The organism is Sulfitobacter sp. 1A13679 (assembly GCF_043557115.1).
In the GTDB taxonomy this organism is placed as follows: domain Bacteria; phylum Pseudomonadota; class Alphaproteobacteria; order Rhodobacterales; family Rhodobacteraceae; genus Sulfitobacter; species Sulfitobacter faviae.
Window position 1 is genome coordinate 49,102 of the sequence record NZ_JBIFFO010000007.1, and the last position, 19,560, is coordinate 68,661.

Annotated in this window: 19 protein-coding genes; 11 read left to right on the forward strand and 8 right to left on the reverse strand. The window is 63.3% G+C overall.

What is annotated here, in order from left to right:
* Positions 1-18 precede the first annotated feature (18 nt).
* Positions 19-834: a lytic transglycosylase domain-containing protein gene (locus tag ACGYLA_RS07355; RefSeq protein ID WP_394431503.1), complete on the forward strand. Its 816-nt coding sequence runs from the start codon at positions 19-21 to the stop codon at positions 832-834.
* A gap of 45 nt (positions 835-879) precedes the next feature.
* Here ACGYLA_RS07355 and ACGYLA_RS07360 read toward each other — a convergent pair whose 3' ends face one another.
* From ACGYLA_RS07360 to tldD, 6 genes are all read right to left on the reverse strand, one after another.
* Entirely contained in the window at positions 880-1,503 is a 624-nt protein-coding gene (locus ACGYLA_RS07360; protein WP_067267257.1) for a CoA transferase subunit B, read from the reverse strand.
* Positions 1,503-2,207 carry a CoA transferase subunit A gene (locus ACGYLA_RS07365; RefSeq protein ID WP_394431505.1) on the reverse strand — a complete coding sequence of 235 codons (705 nt, stop codon included), beginning with the start codon at positions 2,205-2,207 and terminating at the stop codon, positions 1,503-1,505. The genes ACGYLA_RS07360 and ACGYLA_RS07365 overlap by 1 nt, the downstream gene beginning before the upstream one ends.
* A gap of 95 nt (positions 2,208-2,302) precedes the next feature.
* Positions 2,303-2,890, reverse strand: coding sequence for a L,D-transpeptidase (locus tag ACGYLA_RS07370; RefSeq protein WP_394416720.1), 588 nt, complete (start codon positions 2,888-2,890; stop codon positions 2,303-2,305).
* A gap of 151 nt (positions 2,891-3,041) precedes the next feature.
* Positions 3,042-5,711 carry a type I DNA topoisomerase gene (topA, locus tag ACGYLA_RS07375; RefSeq protein WP_394431507.1) on the reverse strand — a complete coding sequence of 890 codons (2,670 nt, stop codon included), beginning with the start codon at positions 5,709-5,711 and terminating at the stop codon, positions 3,042-3,044.
* A 243-nt stretch (positions 5,712-5,954) separates the two neighbouring features.
* Positions 5,955-7,109 (reverse strand): DNA-processing protein DprA, encoded by a 1,155-nt coding sequence (gene dprA, locus ACGYLA_RS07380; RefSeq protein WP_394431509.1) that lies wholly within the window; start codon positions 7,107-7,109, stop codon positions 5,955-5,957.
* A 96-nt stretch (positions 7,110-7,205) separates the two neighbouring features.
* Positions 7,206-8,627: a metalloprotease TldD gene (gene tldD / locus ACGYLA_RS07385; protein ID WP_394431511.1), complete on the reverse strand. Its 1,422-nt coding sequence runs from the start codon at positions 8,625-8,627 to the stop codon at positions 7,206-7,208.
* Between the two features lie 179 nt (positions 8,628-8,806).
* On the opposite strand from tldD, the gene coxB reads away from it, so the two are divergent.
* The 10 genes from coxB (at position 8,807) to ACGYLA_RS07435 (ending at position 17,858) form a co-directional block, all read left to right on the forward strand.
* Positions 8,807-9,724: a cytochrome c oxidase subunit II gene (gene coxB / locus ACGYLA_RS07390; RefSeq protein ID WP_394431513.1), complete on the forward strand. Its 918-nt coding sequence runs from the start codon at positions 8,807-8,809 to the stop codon at positions 9,722-9,724.
* Between the two features lie 60 nt (positions 9,725-9,784).
* Positions 9,785-10,720: a heme o synthase gene (cyoE, locus tag ACGYLA_RS07395; RefSeq protein WP_394431515.1), complete on the forward strand. Its 936-nt coding sequence runs from the start codon at positions 9,785-9,787 to the stop codon at positions 10,718-10,720.
* Positions 10,720-10,887: a cytochrome C oxidase assembly protein gene (locus ACGYLA_RS07400; RefSeq protein ID WP_271688021.1), complete on the forward strand. Its 168-nt coding sequence runs from the start codon at positions 10,720-10,722 to the stop codon at positions 10,885-10,887. Before cyoE ends, ACGYLA_RS07400 begins: the two co-directional genes overlap by 1 nt.
* The gene (locus ACGYLA_RS07405) at positions 10,887-11,462 is read left to right on the forward strand and encodes a cytochrome c oxidase assembly protein (RefSeq protein WP_394410158.1); all 576 of its coding nucleotides are present in this window, start codon (positions 10,887-10,889) and stop codon (positions 11,460-11,462) included. Before ACGYLA_RS07400 ends, ACGYLA_RS07405 begins: the two co-directional genes overlap by 1 nt.
* Positions 11,463-11,497: 35 nt before the next feature.
* The gene (locus tag ACGYLA_RS07410; protein WP_271688018.1) at positions 11,498-12,304 is read left to right on the forward strand and encodes a cytochrome c oxidase subunit 3; all 807 of its coding nucleotides are present in this window, start codon (positions 11,498-11,500) and stop codon (positions 12,302-12,304) included.
* Between the two features lie 95 nt (positions 12,305-12,399).
* A complete protein-coding gene (locus ACGYLA_RS07415; protein ID WP_394431517.1) occupies positions 12,400-13,086 on the forward strand; it encodes an SURF1 family protein in 687 nt (228 codons plus the stop codon).
* Between the two features lie 4 nt (positions 13,087-13,090).
* Positions 13,091-14,479, forward strand: a complete 1,389-nt coding sequence (gene thrC, locus ACGYLA_RS07420; protein ID WP_394431519.1) for a threonine synthase — start codon at positions 13,091-13,093, stop codon at positions 14,477-14,479.
* On the forward strand, positions 14,476-15,738 hold the full coding sequence (locus ACGYLA_RS07425) for a pitrilysin family protein (protein ID WP_271688014.1): 1,263 nt from the start codon (positions 14,476-14,478) through the stop codon (positions 15,736-15,738). Before thrC ends, ACGYLA_RS07425 begins: the two co-directional genes overlap by 4 nt.
* Positions 15,735-16,319 carry a GNAT family N-acetyltransferase gene (locus ACGYLA_RS07430; RefSeq protein WP_067267819.1) on the forward strand — a complete coding sequence of 195 codons (585 nt, stop codon included), beginning with the start codon at positions 15,735-15,737 and terminating at the stop codon, positions 16,317-16,319. The genes ACGYLA_RS07425 and ACGYLA_RS07430 overlap by 4 nt, the downstream gene beginning before the upstream one ends.
* 123 nt (positions 16,320-16,442) lie before the next feature.
* Positions 16,443-17,858, forward strand: a complete 1,416-nt coding sequence (locus ACGYLA_RS07435; protein WP_394431521.1) for an FAD-binding oxidoreductase — start codon at positions 16,443-16,445, stop codon at positions 17,856-17,858.
* On the opposite strand, the gene ACGYLA_RS07440 is transcribed toward ACGYLA_RS07435, so the two are convergent.
* Both ACGYLA_RS07440 and ACGYLA_RS07445 read right to left on the reverse strand, forming a co-directional pair.
* Positions 17,855-18,385 (reverse strand): adenine phosphoribosyltransferase, encoded by a 531-nt coding sequence (locus ACGYLA_RS07440; protein ID WP_271693186.1) that lies wholly within the window; start codon positions 18,383-18,385, stop codon positions 17,855-17,857. The two genes, ACGYLA_RS07435 and ACGYLA_RS07440, sit on opposite strands and share 4 nt — an antisense overlap.
* 167 nt (positions 18,386-18,552) lie before the next feature.
* The gene (locus ACGYLA_RS07445) at positions 18,553-19,425 is read right to left on the reverse strand and encodes an S-methyl-5'-thioadenosine phosphorylase (RefSeq protein ID WP_394431523.1); all 873 of its coding nucleotides are present in this window, start codon (positions 19,423-19,425) and stop codon (positions 18,553-18,555) included.
* Positions 19,426-19,560: the final 135 nt, after the last annotated feature.

Genomic DNA, 19,560 nt, shown 5'->3' on the forward strand with positions numbered 1-19,560 from the left:
ACGCAAGGTAGAGCAGGCATGTATCGCATATTGGCATTCTCGCTGGTCACGGCTCTCATGGCCCCTGCCGCCATGGCAGAAGGGCCGAAACCGTTCCCTGAGTTCTCGGCCAAACGGGTCGGCCCGCCCAAGAAGGGGGCCAAACGCATCACCGTGCAAATCGATCCGGCGGCCCGCGCCGCGGCAGCGGCGGAGGTGGACACAGGCCCCGCGGTCGCCGCGACCCCGAGCGGCGCGATCGCGCCTTTGAACGCCGGGCAGTTCGATTGGTTCTGGGATAAAATCTCTCCCGCGGCTGAGCGGAGCGGGGCAGGGCGATTGGCCCCCGCGATGGCGGCGCTTTCGGGCGGCAAAGTGCCCGCACCGCGCCTGCAACATTTGCAAGATATCGCGCGCAGCAATGGGGTGGACATCTTGCGCGCCACCGTGGGCACCAAGGTCTCTCCGGCGCTCGTGTTGGCGGTGATCAGCGTGGAATCAGCAGGCCGGGCCGATGCGGTGAGCCGGGCGGGGGCGGCTGGCCTGATGCAACTGATGCCCGATACCGCCGCCCGTTTTGGCGTGCGCGACAGTATTGTCGCGGCCGAGAATATCTCAGGCGGGGTCAAATACCTCGACTGGCTGATGGGGGAGTTCGACCGCGATCCGATTCTCGTGCTGGCGGGCTATAACGCGGGGGAGGGGTCGGTGCGGAAACATGCGGGCGTGCCGCCTTTTGCTGAGACGCGCGACTATGTGCCCAAGGTGCTGGCGGCGTTTCAAGTGGCGCAGGGGCTTTGCCTGACACCGCCAGAGCTGATCAGCGATGGCTGTGTTTTTGCCGCAATGAACTGATCGCGACGGGCATGCCCCCGGCGGATGCCGCCGAGGGCTGTTTTCTCAAACGATCGTCGCTTGGGTCGCCGCGCGCAGCTCATCCTCGGTCACGCCATCGGCGCATTCGACGATCTTCAAGCCACCTTCGACCACATCAAGCACACCGAGGTTGGTGATGATCCGGTCGACCACGCCTTTGCCGGTCAGCGGCAGGGTGCATTCTTTCAGCACCTTCGAGTCCCCGGCCTTGTTCTGGTGGTCCATCACGACGATGACCTTGCGGACACCGGCCACGAGGTCCATCGCGCCGCCCATGCCCTTGACGAGCTTGCCGGGGATCATCCAGTTTGCCAGATCGCCGTTCTCGGCCACTTCCATCGCGCCGAGGATCGCCGCTGCGATCTTGCCGCCGCGGATCATGCCAAAAGACATGGCGCTGTCGAAATAGGCGGTGCGGCTCAGCTCGGTAATGGTCTGCTTGCCGGCGTTGATGAGGTCGGGGTCTTCCTCGCCCTCATAAGGGAAGGGGCCCATGCCCAACATGCCGTTTTCCGACTGAAGCGTGATGTCCTTGTCGCCGACATAGTTCGCCACCAGCGTCGGAATACCGATGCCGAGGTTCACATACATGCCGTCTTCGAGTTCCTCTGCGGCGCGTGCCGCCATCTGATCTCTATCCCAAGGCATTAGGCTTCCTCCCGCTTGCGTGTCGTGACCTTTTCGATGCGTTTCTCGTGCTCGCCTTGGATGATGCGATGCACATAGATGCCCGGCAGGTGGATGTGGTCGGGGTCGAGGCTGCCGCGAGGGACGATCTCTTCGACTTCAACGATGCAGACCTTGCCGCACATGGCCGCGGGCGGGTTGAAGTTGCGCGCGGTCTTGCGGAAGACGAGGTTGCCGGTGTCGTCGGCTTTCCATGCCTTCACGATCGACAGATCGGCAAAGATGCCTTCTTCGAGGATGTAATCCTCACCGTGGAACTGCTTCACTTCCTTGCCTTCGGCGATCTGGGTGCCGACGCCGGTCTTGGTGTAGAACCCCGGGATGCCGGCACCGCCAGCGCGCATGCGCTCGGCCAATGTGCCCTGAGGATTGAATTCAAGCTCAAGTTCGCCCGACAGATACTGGCGCATGAATTCGGCATTCTCCCCCACATAGGAGGAGATCATCTTTTTAACCTGCCGCGATTGCAGCAGAATGCCGATGCCGAAGTCATCGACGCCCGCATTGTTCGACGCAAAGGTGAGGTCTTTGGCCCCGTTATCCTTGATCGCCTGCAACAGCAATTCCGGAATGCCGCAAAGGCCAAAGCCCCCGGCGGCGATCAGCATGCCATCCGACAGAACGCCTTCCAGCGCCTCGGCGGCGGATCCATAGATTTTGTTCACGGGCGACCTCCCTACAGTTTCGCTGCGCCATATGTGACCCTGCGTCGGGGCAGTGTCAATTACGTGGTGCTACGCAGGAAAGGCCGCCCGGAAGGTCAGATGATGCGCACCTGCGTGCCCACGGGGCAGAGGCCGAAAAGTTCTTCGATCTTCTCGTTATAAAGCCCGATGCAACCGTCCGAGGACCGCCGCCCGATCTTGCGCGTGTCATGGGTGCCGTGGATGATATAGGCAGGCCAGCTAAGATACATCGCGTGGGTGCCGAGCGGATTGTCTGGGCCCGGTGGCATGTATTTGTAATGCGGGAAACGCTCCATCATCGAGGCGGTGGGCGTCCAATCGGGGCCGACTTTCTTGCGCACGATTTCGGTATAGCCGCGTTTGGTCAGCTCTTCGGTGGCGGGCACGGAGGTGGGGTAGACCTTATAGGTCTGACCGTCCGCGCTCCAGTAATGCAGCGCTCGGCTGGTGGTGTCGGCCACGATCGCGCCTTTGCCAAGGCTGTCGAAATGGTCCCGCCAACGCTGGGTGGCAAAGCTCGACGTGTTGCGCGACACCGGAGGTTCGGCGGAATATTCGCGGGGCGCTTGGCCGGGTTCCTGCGCGCGCAGGATCTGCGGCGTCATCAGCGCCGCGCCGCTTGCGGCGATAAGCCCGCGCCGGGTGAATTTCATGCCTGACATTGATCTGCCTTTCATAGTGGTCTTGCCGCCGCCCCTGATCCGAAAATCGAAGGCGAATGGCAAATCACATATTCATGATGCTGGATATAAAGGCAGGCCACAGGCGGAACCGCGCCGATCCCCCGGCGCGGTTGCTGTGCCTAGGCGCGGCTTACGCGCCGTCGGCTTTTTTCGCGGTTGTTTTCTTGGCCGCAGGTTTCTTGGTCGCCGTCTTTGCCGGGGCCTTTTTGGTGGACGTCTTTTTCGCCGCGGGCTTTTTGGCTGCCGTCTTCTTGGCCGGCGCTTTCTTTGTCGCCGCTTTACGTTTGGCGGGGGATTTGGCGAGCTTCTCTTCGATCAGCTCCACCGCGCGCTCCATGGTCAGGTCCGCCGGTTCGATCTCTTTCGGGATCGTGGCGTTGACCTTTTCCCATTTCACATAAGGCCCGTATTTGCCTTCCATGACGTTGACCGCGCCGCCCATATCCGGGTGCTCGCCCATCTCACGGATCGGTTTCGCGGCCTTGCCCCGGCCACCGCGGCTGGCGACTTTCTCGGCCAACAACTGCACCGCGCGGTTCATGCCGACGGTCCAAACCTCATCGATGCCTTCGAGATTGGCATTGGTGCCGCCCCGGTGCGAGGTGCTTTCGGCGTGCTTGATGTAAGGCCCATAGCGCCCGATGTTGGCCCAGACCATGACGCCATCCTCGGGGTGGGGGCCGATCTCACGCGGGAGCGACAGGAGCATCACGCCCTGTTCCAGCGTCAGATCCTCGGGCACCCAATCCTTGGGGATCGACTGGCGCGGGGGTTTCTTGTTCTCTTCCGTCACCGGGCCGCGCTGGACATAGGGCCCGAAACGGCCCTTGAATACGCGGATCTCGTCGCCCTGATCCTCACCCAGCAGCTTGCCGTCGGGCGGAATGGCCGAGGCTTCGGCCTCCGGGTCTGGTGGGCCGAAGGGGCGGGTATAGCGGCATTCGGGGTAGTTCGAACAGCCGATGAAGGCACCGCCCGAGCGCGCGGTGCGCATCGACAGGCGGCCAATCTCGCAATTGGGGCAAAGCCGCGGGTCACTGCCGTCTTCGGTGGGCGGGAAGAGATGCGGCTCCAGTACCTCGTTGATCTTTTCCAGCACCTCGGTGATGCGAAGCTCCGACGTCTCCGCGATGGCGGCCGAGAAATCGCGCCAGAAGCGGCGCAGCACTTCTTTATAGGCGGCATCCCCGGCGCTGACCTTATCGAGCTGGTCTTCCAGATCGGCGGTGAAGTCATAGCCGATGTAGCGGCGGAAGTAGTTTTCAAGAAAGGCGGTCACCAGACGGCCCTTGTCCTCGGGGATCAGGCGGTTGCCATCCTTGCGAACATATTCGCGGTCCTGAATCGTGGTGACGATGCTGGCATAGGTCGAGGGGCGGCCGATGCCCAGCTCTTCCATCTTCTTGACCAGCGTCGCCTCGGTGTAGCGCGGCGGGGGCTGGGTGAAATGTTGCTCGGGCGTGACGCTGCGCTTGTCCATCGCGTCGCCTTGGCTGATCTGGGGCAGGCGTTTGTCGTCCTCGTCGACGACATCGTCGCGGCCTTCTTCGTAGACCCGCAGGAAACCGTCGAAGAGCACGACCTGACCATTGGCGCGCAACCCGACCTGCGCGTCGTCGCTGCCGATCTCGACGGTGGTGCGCTCCAGCCGGGCGCTTTCCATCTGGCAGGCGAGGGTGCGTTTCCAGATCAGGTCATAGAGTTTCGCCTGATCGGCATCGAGCTTCAGCGCCTTGGCGTCCTTGGTCATATCCGTGGGGCGGATACATTCGTGGGCTTCCTGCGCGTTCTTCGCCTTGTTCTTGTAGATGCGCGGCTCTTTCGGCACGTAGTCCGCGCCAAAACGGTCCTTGATCGCTTCGCGCGCCATCGAGACGGCCTCGGGCGCCATGTCGATACCGTCGGTCCGCATGTAGGTGATGTGCCCGGCCTCATAGAGGCGCTGTGCGGTCGACATGGTCTGGCGTGCGCCCATGGAGAACTTGCGGCTGGCCTCCTGCTGCAGGGTCGAGGTCATGAAGGGGGCCGAAGGGTTGCGGCTCGCCGGTTTCGCCTCGACGTTCATCACCTTCAGCGCCCGGCTGGTGATCGCCTGCACCGCCATTTCGGCCTGCGTGGCGTCTGCGAGATCGAACCGCTCCAGCTTCTTGCCAGCGAGCGAGACGAGACGGGCTTCGAACTCCTGACCGCGCGGGGTGGCGAGCAGCGCCTTTACTGACCAATACTCACGGGCGCGGAAAGCCTCGATCTCCATCTCGCGCTCGACGATGAGGCGCAGGGTGACCGATTGCACGCGGCCCGCAGACTTGGCGCCCGGCAGCTTGCGCCAGAGCACGGGCGAGAGGTTGAACCCCACCAGATAGTCCAGCGCGCGGCGGGCGAGGTAGGCCTCTACCAGCGGCATGTCGACCTGACGCGGGTTCTGCATCGCCTCGGTCACCGCCTTTTGGGTGATCTGGTTAAAGACCACGCGGCTCACCGGCGTGTCCTTCTTGATCGATTTGCGCTTGGTCAGTGCCTCTTGCAGGTGCCAGCTGATCGCCTCACCTTCGCGGTCGGGGTCAGTCGCGAGGATCAATGCGTTGTCTTGGGCCAGCGCATCGGCGATGGCCTTGACGTGTTTCTTGCTGTCGCTGGCGACCTCCCATTTCATGTCGAAATCGGCGTCGGTATCCACCGAGCCGTCTTTTGGCGGCAGGTCGCGGACGTGGCCGTAAGAGGCGAGAACGGTGTAATCGTCGCCCAGATATTTGTTGATCGTTTTGGCCTTGGCTGGGGATTCGACGACGACGACGGGCATAAATACAGGCACCTTAGATCAAAAACGGGGGCGGCTTTGCGCTGTCTCATGTGGGATTGCAGGGGTGTTTGTCAATGCAGCTGCTGCGTATCACGGGTTTGCGGCGCAGCGGTTTCGCGGGCCGGATGGGCCCTTTCGGCGGCATCGACCCTCGGCATTCGAGGCTTGCTTGGCCCGACCAACTGCCCCCCGGTTGGTCCCCGGTTTCGCGGCGCTTTGACCGGGCCGCGCTCCTTCGTGGCGTCATGCAGAGCGGCTGAGCAGCCCGCCGGGTTGGCGCTGAATTTCCCCCTCCATCTCAAGATCGAGGAGCGCGGGGGCGACATCGCTACTCGGCACTTGCAAATCGCGGATCAACTGATCCTCCGCAACCGGCGCATGGCCGAGACGGGAGAGGATCTGTGCATGGAGCTTCGCGACCGGGCTTTGGTTTCGCAGCGGTGTTTCCGGGCGCGGGGCCGCGGGGGGCTTGATGGGCGGTGCCGCGGTTTGAGCTCCCCCCTCCGGAAAGACCTCCAACACATCCGCGGCAGAGCGCACCAGCACCGCGCCGTCGCGGATCAGCATGTTGCAACCTGCCGCGCGGGCGTCCATCGGATGGCCGGGGACCGCAAGCACGTCGCGGCCCTGATCGAGAGCGTCGCGGGCGGTGATCAAACTGCCCGAGCGGGCCGCCGCCTCAACCACCACCGTCGCGCGGCTCAGGCCCGAGATGATGCGATTGCGGCGGGGGAAGTGCCGGGCCATCGGTTGCAGCCCCATCGGTTGCTCTGACAGCCGCAGCCCCTGCGCGGCGATCTGGCCCGCCAGCGCGGTGTTCTCATTAGGGTATATAATGTCGACCCCGCCCGCCTGCACGGCGATGGTGCCGCGGGGCAATGCGGCCTCATGCGCCGCCGCGTCGATCCCCCGAGCAAGGCCGGAGACGACGACAAACCCAGCTTCCCCCAATTCGGCGGCGAGGCTGCGGGCCATGCGCAGACCAAGCGAAGAGGCGTTTCGCGCGCCCACGAGGGAGATCATCGGACGGCCCAGCAATGGCGGGTCGCCGATCAGCCATAGGAAGGGCGGCGCATCGGGTAGGTCGCTGAGCAGGCGCGGGTAGGGTGCCTCCCCCTCAACCAACAGCCGGGCCCCGGCGCGGCGGGCGGCGTTGAGTTCCGCCTGAACCACCCCTTCGGGGCAGATGCGGTAGTCTGATATCCCGGCGGCACGCGCGACTTCCGGCAGCGCCTTCAGCGCCTCTTGGGCAGAGCCATGTTCATCCAACAAGCGCCGATAGGTCGAAATACCCACACGGCGAGAGCGCAACAGACGAAGCCGGGCAAACTGTTCATCTTCCTGGGTGGGTGGGAGTGGGGGGTGAGTGGAAGAAGGATGTAGGTCCTTGTCAGTCATCCCGAAACTCCGTCCGTTGCAGAATCAGGTATAGGATTTAGTGCTTAACAACCTATGAAGATTTCCCCGCGTATTTGATTCAACCCCAGCGTGCCGTCAGGTCGCAGCCCCGCCGACGGTCAGCCCGCCGATCATCAAAGTGGGCTGTCCGACACCCACCGGCACCCACTGCCCCTGCTTGCCGCAGTTGCCCATGCCGGGGTCGAGCGTCGGGTCGTTGCCGATGGCGCGGATCTTTTGCAAGGCCGTAGCCCCATCGCCGATCAAGGTCGCGCCTTTGACCGGCGCGCCGATCTTGCCGTTCTGCACACGGTAAGCCTCGGTGCAGGAGAAGACGAATTTGCCATTGGTGATATCGACCTGGCCGCCGCCGAAGCCCACGGCATAGATCCCGTCCTTGAGGTCGGCCACGATATCGCCCGGTGCCGCGTCGCCGCCCAGCATATAGGTGTTGGTCATGCGCGGCATCGGGATATGCGCATAGGATTGCCGCCTCCCGTTGCCCGTTGAGGCGCTGCCCATCAGCCGCCCATTCTGACGGTCCTGCATATAGCCGACCAGCTTACCATCTTCGATCAGCACATTGCGCGCCGAGGGGGTGCCCTCGTCATCGACAGAGATTGAGCCGCGCCGCTCGGGGATCGTGCCGTCGTCTAGCACGGTCACGCCCTTGGCTGCGATCTGTTGGCCCATCAGCCCGGCGAAGGCGCTGGAGCCCTTGCGGTTGAAATCGCCCTCAAGCCCGTGGCCGATGGCTTCGTGCAGCAGGATGCCGGGCCAGCCGGGGCCAAGCACCACGTCCATCACGCCCGCCGGGGCGGGGACGGCTTCGAGGTTCACGCAAGCGATCCGCAGGGCTTCGCGGACCTTCGCCTGCCAATCTTCGGGGGCCAGCATGCCGTCCAGCCCGATCCGCCCGCCGCCGCCGACACCGCCGCTTTCGCGGCGGCCGTCCTGCTCGACGATGACCGAGACATTGACCCGCGTCATCGGGCGGACGTCACGCACCGAATGTCCTTCGGGGCGGAGAATCTCGACCTCTTGGATGCTGGCGGCGATCGTGGCGCTCACCTGTACCACGCGGGAATCGAGGCTGCGGGCATAGGCGTCGATCTCGCGCAGGGTATCGACCTTGACCGGGAAGGCGTGGCCCGCAATGGGGTCTTCGTCCGTATAGAGACGCGTGTTGCTGGCCTGAGGCGCATCTGCCCAAGTGCCGCCGCCATCGCCGACCGCCAGCCGCGCCGTTTCCGCCGCGCGGCGCAGGGCCGCTTCGCTCAGCTCGGTCGAATGGGCGTAGCCTGCCACCTCACCGCGCACGGCGCGCAGGCCAAAGCCCTCGGCGGCATCATAGCTGGCGGTTTTGAGGCGGCCGTCGTCGAAAACCAGCGCCTCAGAGCGGCGCCGTTCGAGAAATAATTCACCGTCATCGGCGCCGGCCACGGCCTCGCGCAGCACGCTCAGAGCGGTTTCTCGGTCCAGATCGGCCTCGAAGGGGGTGAAATGCGCGCGGCTCATCGGGGGTATCCTTGCTTGCTGTCACAAAACTGTCTCGCGCGGCTCTATGACGCAAGCATGTGACTTTATCTTGTAGGCAGAATATGATTGTAAGCACCCAGGATTACAACGGCACCGGATCGCAGCAGCGGTTTGGGGTGCTTATCGGCTTCTTAATGGTCACAAGATCAGGACGACATATGAAACATCTACTCCCCCTTTCCGGTCTTTTGACCAGCCTTGCCGCCTTGCCTGCATTGGCACAGGACAGCCTGCGCATTGACGGGCTTGATGTCATCGGCAGACCTGTTGACGGCGAGACAGGCTTTCAACCCGCCGTTACCGAATTGGCGCGGGATATCCATGATTTGGATCACCTGATTCTGGTGATCATCACGGCGATCACCGTCTTCGTGACTGGTCTGATCATCTGGGTCATGATCCGCTACAACAAAAAGCGGAACCCGAACCCCTCGTCCTTTACCCACCACACCCCGATCGAAATCGCCTGGACGATCGGGCCGATTCTCATCCTTGTGCTGATCGGTGCCTATTCGCTGCCGATCCTGTTCCGCCAGCAGGAAATCCCCGAAGCGGACATCACGATCAAGGCCATCGGCAACCAGTGGTACTGGACCTATGAATATGTCGACGAAGAGATCGCCTTTGACAGCTACATGATCGGCGCTCCGGCCACGCTGGGCGATGGCGATGAGGACGTGACACCCTTCGTGCTGAATGACGCGATGGTCGCCAAGCTTGAAGACGAAGGCTACAGCCGCGATGACTTCCTGCTGGCCACTGACACATCCGTCGTGATCCCCGTGGGTAAGACCATCGTCGTGCAGGTCACCGCTAGCGACGTGATCCACTCTTGGACCATCCCCGCCTTCGGCGTGAAACAGGATGGCGTGCCGGGCCGTCTGGCCGAACTGTGGTTCACCGCCGAGCAGGAAGGCGTCTACTACGGCCAGTGCTCCGAGCTTTGCGGTCAGGCCCACGCCTATATGCCGATCACCGTCAAAGTGGTTTCGGAAGAGGCCTATGCGGAATGGCTTGGCAACGCCAAGGCGGAATATGCTGGCATCGAACAGCCGCTGACCGTCGCCTCTAAGTAAGCCAGTTCCACGGGGCAGGGCGCAGGCCCGTGCCCCGTGTTTACCCTTGGAAGGTTCGGGATGACTGACATCACCAATACGCCAACAAGTGAATACGACGCGCAGCTGGGGGATTACTTCGCCCTGCTGAAACCGCGCGTCATGTCGTTGGTCGTCTTCACGGCCTTCGTGGGGCTGTTGGCCGCGCCGGTTTCGGTCAATCCCGTCATCGGCTTTTGCGCGATCCTGTTCATCGCCATCGGCGGCGGTGCCTCGGGCGCGCTGAACATGTGGTGGGACGCCGATATCGACGCGGTGATGCGCCGCACGCGCGGGCGCCCGATCCCCTCGGGCCGGGTTCAACCCGGAGAGGCGCTGACGCTTGGCGTGGCGCTCTCGGGTCTTTCGGTGATGATGCTGGCGCTGGCGACCAACCTTCTGGCGGGGGGGATGCTGCTTTTCACCATCCTTTTCTATGCTGTTTTCTATACCATGTGGCTCAAGCGTCTGACGCCGCAGAACATCGTCATCGGCGGTGCCGCGGGGGCTTTCCCGCCGGTGATCGGCTGGGTCGCCGCCACGGGCAACTTCTCGGTCGAGGCATGGCTGATGTTCGCGCTGATCTTCATGTGGACCCCGCCGCATTTCTGGGCGCTGGCGCTCTTCATGCGCTCGGACTACGACGACGCCAAGGTGCCGATGCTGACCGTGACCCATGGCCGCCCGGCCACGCGGCTGCATATCTTTGTCTACACCGTCCTTCTGGCCGCTCTGGCCATCGGCACGGCCTTCACGGCCATCGGCGGTATCTTCTATTTCGCCGTGGCGCTGGTGCTGAACGCGGCTTTCCTTTTGGGCGCCTACCGTATCTGGAAGCGGGATGAGGTCATGGCCGAGGGTGACGACTATGCCGAAGAGCGCAAGTTCTTCCGCCTGTCGCTGGCCTATCTCTTCTTGCACTTCGGCGCGATCCTGGGCGAAGCGGCTCTGCGCACCTTTGGCTTGGGGGGCTGGTAATGGGCATCCGACCAGAGCATGAGCTTCACAATCGCCGCCGCGGCCGCAACATCGGCGTGGGCCTGATGCTGGGTGCCTTCGTGGTGCTGATTATGGCGTTGACCTACGTCAAGATCACCCAGACCGATTTCGAACTCCCCCCGGAGCAACGTGAGGTGACACAGTAATGGCGCTTTCCGGTCCTCAGAAAACAGTGATGCAAACCGTCGGCGTGGTGGTGCTTATGGGCGGCCTCGCTTGGGCGTCGGTACCGTTTTACGACTGGTTCTGTCGCGTCACCGGCTTTGGCGGCACGCCGGGGCAGGTCTCTGCCGCCAGCGCCGACGTGCTGGATAAGACGGTCAAGGTCCGTTTCGACGGCTCCCTGAACGACGGTATGCCGTGGGAATTCAAGCCCGTGGTCCGCGAAATGGAGATCCGCATCGGCGAGACCGGGTTGGCCTTCTACGAGGCGTACAACCCGACCGACAAACCGGTGGCGGGGCAGGCGAGCTATAACGTCACCCCCTATACCGCCGGGGCCTTCTTCGAGAAGATCGACTGCTTTTGCTTTACCGAACAGGTGCTGGCCCCGGGCGAGCGCGTGCAGATGCCGGTAAGCTTTTTCGTCGACCCGGAAATGGTCGAAGACCGTGATGGGAAGTTTGTACATACCATCACTCTGTCCTATACATTCTACGAAATTGACCTGCCCGAGGGCTATGCCGCCCTTGATCAGGACAGCGCCACAACAACCAATTAACGACCTGATTGAACAAAGGTGAGGGACCCGCAACCATGGCCCATGCAAAAAACCACGACTACCATATTCTCCCCCCCTCGACCTGGCCGCTGCTGGGGTCGGTAGGCGGATTTGTCATGCTGGCGGGCGCTGTCCTGTGGATGCACGGGATGACCCCCTTCGTCTTCTTGGGCGGTCTGGTGGCCACCCTCTACGTCATGTTCGGATGGTGGGCCGAAGTGGTCTCCGAAAGCGAAGTGGGCGATCACACCGGCGTGGTGCGCATCGGCCTGCGCTATGGTTTCATCCTCTTCATCATGTCCGAAGTCATGTTCTTCGTCGCGTGGTTCTGGTCCTTCTTCAAACAGGCCCTTTATCCGATGTATGAATATGTCGGCACGGAATACGTCCAGCCCGACATTCACGCGGTCGACGCCTTCCACCTGCCGCTGATCAACACGCTGGTTCTGCTGCTGTCGGGCTGTGCCGTGACATGGGCGCACCATGCGCTGGCCCATGAAAACAACCGCAAAGACCTGATCTCGGGCCTGACCATCGCGGTGATCCTCGGCGTGCTCTTCACTGCGCTGCAGGCTTACGAATACTATGAACTGCTGGTCCATGACGATTGGACATTCGGCGGCGACATGTATTTCTCCAGCTTCTTCATGGCGACCGGCTTCCACGGTTTCCACGTGATCATCGGCACGATCTTCCTCTTCGTTTGCCTGCTGCGCGCCATGCGCGGCCACTTCACCCCCGAACGCCATGTCGGCTTCGAGGCGGCAGCGTGGTACTGGCACTTCGTTGACGTGGTCTGGCTGTTCCTGTTCTTCGCCGTCTACATGTGGGGCCAGCCCTGACCATAGGGCGGGGTTGCATCCGCGCCCCACACCCGTAAAACCCAAACGCGCGAAGCCCTCTTCGCGCGTTTGTCGTTTCAGCCAGAGAGATTCGAATGCGGCGCAGCCTGTTCTTCATCATCGTCGGCCTTGGCGGGGCAGCCATCCTCGTCGCACTCGGGGTCTGGCAGGTGCAGCGGCTGGCGTGGAAAGAGGCGGTCATCGCCGACATCAACAATCGCATCGCCGCCACGCCCGTGGCCTTACCCGCCGATCCCGATTCAGAAGCCGACGCCTATCTGCCTGTCACCGTCAGCGGAGAGATTGGGGAGCAGGCACTGCATGTGCTGGTCAGCCAAAAGCAGAAAGGTGCGGGATACCGCGTCATCGCACCCATGGACCTGGAAGGCGGGCGGCGCGTGCTCATCGACCTCGGCTTTACCGCCACATCGAACAAAGACGCCATCGCCCCCGCTGGCACCGCCACCCTGACCGGCAACCTGCAATGGCCGCAAGAGGTTGACAGTTTCACGCCCGAGGCCGACACCGACCGCAACATCTGGTTCGCCCGCGATGTGGATGTCATGGCCGAAACCCTCGACACCGAACCGCTTTTGATCGTCATGCGCGAAGGCACCGGGCCGGACCCAAAGATCACCCCGCTGCCCGTCGATACCGCCCGCATCCCCAACGATCACTTGCAATATGCGATCACCTGGTTTTCCCTCGCCGCCATCTGGCTGGCGATGACCGTCCTTTTCCTGCGCCGCCGCCGCGCCCCTGCAACGCCGAAAGTCGACTGACCCTATGCGCTATATCTCTACCCGTGGCTCCGCCCCTGTTCTGTCCTTCGAAGAGGCGATGCTGACCGGCCTTGCCCGTGACGGTGGCCTTTATGTGCCCGAAACGATTCCGACGCTGAGCGCGGAACAAATCAGCGCCATGCAGGGCCAGAGCTACGAAGAGGTCGCATTTACCGTTATGCGTCCCTTCATCGGCGACACTTTCACCGACGACGAATTCCGCGCCATCATCGCCCGCGCCTATGAGGGCTTCGGCCACACCGCCCGCGCGCCCATGGTGCAACTCGCGCCGAACCACTTCCTGCTGGAACTCTTCCACGGCCCGACACTGGCGTTCAAAGACTTCGCGATGCAGCTCATCGGCCAGATGTTCCAAGCGGCTTTGGGCCGCAAGGGCGAGCGGGTGACCATCGTCGGCGCGACCTCGGGCGACACCGGTTCTGCCGCGATCGAAGCTTTCAAGGGCCTCGACAATGTCGACGTCTTCATCCTCTACCCCCATGGCCGCGTGTCCGACGTGCAGCGCCGACAGATGACAACGCCCGCGGAATCCAACGTGCACGCGCTGGCCATCGACGGCGATTTTGACGATTGCCAAGCGCGCCTTAAGGACATGTTCAACGATTTCGACTTCCGCGATACCGTGCGGCTGGCAGGGGTGAATTCGATCAACTGGGGCCGGGTGCTGGCGCAGGTGGTCTATTACTTCACCGCCGCTACGAGCCTTGGCGCGCCCCTGCGTGAGGTCAGCTTCACCGTGCCTACCGGCAACTTTGGCGACATTTTCGCGGGCTATATCGCCAAGCGCATGGGCCTGCCCATCGCCGATCTGGTCGTTGCCACCAACCAGAACGACATCCTGCATCGCTGCCTCTCGGGTCAAGGCTATCACAAGGGAAGCGTGACCCCCTCGATCAGCCCCTCGATGGACATTCAGGTCTCCTCGAATTTCGAACGCGCCCTCTTTGACGCCTATGACCGCGACGCCGGTGCCGTGGCGCAGTTGATGGACGAATTGGGGCAGGGCGGTTTCGACGTCTCTCAAGGGGCGATGCAAGCTCTGCAAGACATCTACCGCTCGGGCCGCGTCTCCGAAGAGGAAACCACCGCCACCATCGCTGACCGCCGGCGCACCACGGGTGAGCTGCTCTGCCCGCATTCCGCCGTCGGCGTGAAGGTCGCGGATGATCTGCGCGATCCGGCCACGCCGATGGTCACGCTGGCCACCGCCCATCCGGCAAAATTCCCCGACGCGGTCGAAGCCGCCACTGGCATCCGCCCGGGCCTGCCGCCCCGTATGGCGGACCTTTTCGACCGGGAAGAACGTTTCACCCGGCTGCCTAACGACCTCGACGCGCTCAAAGCGCATATCAAAGGAAACCTCTCCGCGTGAGCCTACAACAGACCACATTGCCCAACGGCTTTCGCATCGTGACCGAGCATATGGAGGGGCTTGCCTCCTCCGCCATCGGCGTCTGGGTCAACGCAGGCGCGCGGCATGAGACGCCGCAGCAAAACGGCATCGCGCATTTCCTCGAACATATGGCGTTCAAAGGCACCGCGACCCGTTCTTCGCTGCAAATCGCCGAGGCGATTGAGGATGTGGGCGGCTATATCAACGCCTATACCTCGCGCGAAGTGACGGCCTATTATGCCCGCGTGTTGGAAAATGACGTGGCGCTCGGCCTCGACGTGATCGCCGACATTCTGCGCAACCCGGTACTGGACCCTTCGGAAGTCGAAGTCGAACGCGGCGTGATCCTGCAAGAGATCGGCCAAGCGCTCGACACGCCCGACGATGTGATTTTCGACTGGCTGCAAGAGCAAGCCTACCCGGATCAGCCCATCGGCCGCACGATCCTTGGGCCAAGCGAGCGGGTCTCCGCCTTCTCGCGCGATGATTTGCAACGTTTCATCGCCGATCACTACGGGCCGGAGCAGATGATCCTTTCGGCTGCCGGTGCGGTGGACCACGACAGAATCGTCAAGCTCGCCGAAAGCCTCTTTGGCGACATGCCCGCCAAGACGCTCTACCAGATCGACAGCGCCCGTTTTGGCGGCGGCGAATATCGACAGGTCAAACAGCTAGAACAGGCCCATTTCGCGCTCGGCTTTGAAAGCCCCGGGTACCGCTCCGACGACATCTACATTGCCCAGATCTATGCCTCGGCCTTGGGCGGCGGCATGTCCTCCCGCCTGTTCCAAGAGATTCGCGAGAATCGCGGCCTTTGCTACACGATCTTCGCGCAAGCGGGCGCCTATGCCGACACGGGCATGACCACGATCTACGCCGGCACCAGCGCCGAACAACTGCCCGAACTGGCCAATATCACCATCGACGAGATGAAGCGCGCCGCCTCCGACATGTCGCCTGCCGAAGTCGCCCGCGCCCGTGCGCAGATGAAGGCCGGGCTGCTCATGGGGCTGGAAAGCCCCTCCAACCGTGCCGAACGTCTGGCCCGGCTGATCCAGATCTGGGACCGCGTGCCGCCGCTGGAAGAAACCGTCGCGCAGATCGACGCGGTGACCACCGGCGACGTGCGCGACTTCGCCGAACGCATGGCCACGCAAGCCCCTGCGGCCCTCGCGCTCTACGGCCCGGTCGACGCCGCCCCGACGCTGGACGACCTTCACAACCGACGCGCCGCCTGATGCTGGGGCGACGCAAACTGCGGATAGAGACGGAACGGCTGACCCTGCGCCCGCCGATCCACGCCGATTTTCGCGCCTGGGCCGCCCTACGCCGCGCCAGCAACGACTACCTGCGCCCGTGGGAACCGACGTGGGCCGAGGATCACTTGACCCGCAAGGCTTTCACCAACCGTGTCTACTGGGCGCAACGTTCGGTCTCCTCGGGCAATGCCATGCCGCTCTTTCTGATCCGGCGCAGCGACCAAAACCTCGTCGGTGCGATCACCCTCGACAACATCCGTCGCGGGCCGGCTCAATCCGGCACCCTGGGCTATTGGACGGGCGAACCCTTTGCCCGCCAAGGCTACATGCGCGAGGCGATCGAAGCGACGGTGCATCAGGCCTTCACCCGCCTCGACCTGTCGCGCATCGAGGCCGCCTGCCTGCCCGAAAACCAAGCCTCCCGCGGCCTGCTCGAAAAGGCGGGCTTCAAATACGAGGGCGTCGCGCAGAGCTATCTGCAAATCGATGGCCGCTGGCGGACCCATGTGCTCTACGCTTCTCTCCGAAAAGACCGGCGCGGCCGCACGGACGTAGGCTAAGCCTCAAGGCGAAACGCTTCGCTGACAACATAAGCATCGCCGGGGCATGATCGCCTCGCATTCTCCCCGCCGGTCCGGCGCTTTGCCCTTGCATCTGCGCGCCCCGCGCAGGATCAAAGGCCCATGACACTGAACCCCGCCGACACCGCCTTCATCGACACCCTGCGCGCGCAACTGCCAGACGATGTGCTGCGCGATCCCGAGCAGCGCTACCTCGAAGAACCCCGCGGCCGCTACGCGGGGCAGGGGGGCGTCTTGGCCCTGCCGCGCAGCACCGAAGAGGTCGCCACCCTGATCCGCGCCGCCCATGCCGCCCGCGTGCCGGTCGTGCCCTATGGCGGCGGCACCGGGCTTGTCGGCGGCCAGATCAGCAGCGATGGTCCCGCACCGCTCATCCTCTCCCTCGAACGCATGAACCGCATCCGGGCCGTCCTGCCCGAAGAGAATGTGCTGGTCGCCGAAGCAGGCACGATCCTCGCCGATGTCCAAACCGCCGCCGAAGAGGGAAACCGCCTCTTCCCCCTGTCTCTCGCCGCCGAGGGCACCGCGCGCATCGGCGGCACGCTTTCGACCAACGCAGGCGGCACCGGCGTGCTGCGCTACGGCAATGCCCGCGACCTCTGCCTCGGCCTCGAAGCCGTCCTGCCTGACGGCCAAATCTGGCACGGGCTGACCCGCCTGCGCAAAAACAACACCGGCTACGATCTGCGCAACCTGCTGATCGGCGCCGAAGGCACCCTCGGCGTGATCACCGCCGCGGCCCTCAAGCTCTACGCGCGCCCCGCCCGCAGCGGCACCGCGCTCATGGTGGTCGAGAGCCCCGCCGCCGCATTGGCGCTCCTCTCCCTCGCGCGCGATCACTTGGGCGAAATGATCAGCGCTTTCGAATTGATGCACCGAAGAGGTTTCGATTTCCTTAACGAAACCCTGCCCAACATCCGCCAACCTTTCGCCGAAACCCCGCAATGGTGCGTCCTGATCGACATCGGCACCCCCGGAGAGATCGATACCGACGCCGCCCTAGAGGCCCTCTTCGCCGCCGCCCTCGACGCGGGCCTCGTCTCCGACGGCCTCATCGCCCAGAACGCCCAACAGGCCCAAGACTTCTGGACCATCCGCGAAACCATCCCCGAGGCCAACCGCCTGATCGGCTCGGTCTCCAGCCATGACATCTCGGTGCCCCTCGGCGCGATCCCCGAATTCATCACCCGCGCTACCAAAGCGCTGAACGCCCTCGGCGATTTCCGCATCAACTGTTTCGGCCATGTCGGAGACGGCAACCTGCACTACAACGTCTTCCCCGCAAAGGGCAAAAGCCGCGCCGATTACGAAGACAAGCGCGACGCCGTGAAACGTCTGGTGCACGACCTCGTCCACGACCTCGGCGGCTCATTCAGCGCGGAACATGGCGTGGGCCGCATCAAAGTCGACGACCTCGAACGCTACGGCGACCCCGCCAAACTCACCGCCATGCGCGCCATCAAAACGGCGCTCGACCCCCAAGGCATCATGAACCCCGGCGCCGTCCTAGGGGCTTAAAGCCCGTCGAAAGCGCAGAGCGCATGGACCTCTTTGCCAAGCGCTTCCAAACGCTTGCGCCCGCCCAACTCGGGCAGATCAATGATAAAGGCGCAGGAAACGATCTCGCCCCCCAAACGCTCAATCAGTTTGATCCCGGCTTCCGCCGTGCCGCCGGTGGCCAAAAGATCATCCACAACCAAAACCTTCTCACCCGGTTTGATCGCATCGTCATGCAGCTCGACAATGGCCTCGCCATATTCAAGCTGATATTCCTGACTGATCACCGTGCCCGGCAGCTTGCCCTTCTTGCGGATCGGCACGAAACCCACGCTCAACTGGTGCGCAATCGCCCCGCCAAGAATGAAACCGCGCGCCTCCAGCCCCACGACCTTATCAATCGCAATCCCCGCATAGGGGTGCAGCATCTGATCGATCGCCATGCGAAACCCGCGCGGATCGGCAAAAAGCGTTGTCACGTCACGAAACATGATCCCCTCATGGGGAAAATCGACGATCGTGCGAATATAGTCCTGAACCTGTTTCATGCCGCCCTTCCGCGTGTTTGACCGGACCCGTCTTAGCGCAACGCGCCGCCCGGGCGAACCCCCCATCTGCGCCCCCCGCACAACATCCAGGAAGAGGCGCCACCCCCCTCCCTTCATCCTTTCTTAAATACCTTCCGCACTCAGCCAAGCAAAGTCGCCGCCTGCGGTCAAAGCATCCGCCCCGCCACCGCATCCAGCTTGGCCAGCAATTCCGGATCCCGCGCATCCGGCTGGGTCAGGATCGCAAACTCCAGCGCCCGGTCACAGCCGTGCGGGCAGGGCGCGCGCTCGGCCCCCAGAAGCGCGGGCAGGCGCGAGACCATGGCGCGGCCCTTGTCGGCGTTGCCCATCAGCGTGGCGATGATCTGCGTCACATCCACCTCGCCGTGGTCCGGGTGCCAGCTGTCGTAATCGGTGATCATCGCGACACTGGCATAGCAAAGCTCCGCCTCGCGGGCGAGTTTCGCCTCGGGCATATTGGTCATGCCGATCACATCCGCCCCCCAGCTGTCGCGGTATATCTTGGATTCCGCGAGCGTCGAGAATTGCGGCCCCTCCATCGCCAGATAGGTGCCGCCCCGGTGCACGTTGATGCCCGCGTCTCGTGCTGCGGTCTCGCAGGCGTCCCCCAAGCGCGGACAGGTCGGATGGGCGACCGAGACATGGGCCACGCAGCCGGGGCCGAAGAAGCTCTTCTCGCGCGCCATGGTGCGGTCGATGAATTGGTCGACGATCACGAAGTCGCCCGGGGCCATCTCCTCGCGGAACGACCCGCAGGCCGAGACGCTGATCACATCCGTGCAGCCGAGCCGTTTCAGCGCGTCGATATTCGCGCGGTAGGGGACGGAGGTCGGCGTATGCACATGCCCGCGGCCGTGGCGCGGCAGAAAGACCATGGCGACCCCATCCAGCGTGCCGGTCAGCACTTGATCCGAGGGTGCGCCCCATGGCGTCTCCACGGTGACCCAATCGGCATCCTGAAGCCCGTCGATGTCGTAAATGCCGGAGCCGCCGATCACGGCGATTTTCGTATCTGTCATGAGGGGTAAGCCTGTGCCTTGGATGGTTGCGGGTAAGGGTCAAAGAACCTCATAGAATGCCACGGGGATCAAGTGTTTTTGCCGAGAGGCAAGACACGACTGCGTCAGGCGAGGGGGTGAAAGTGTTTCTGCATT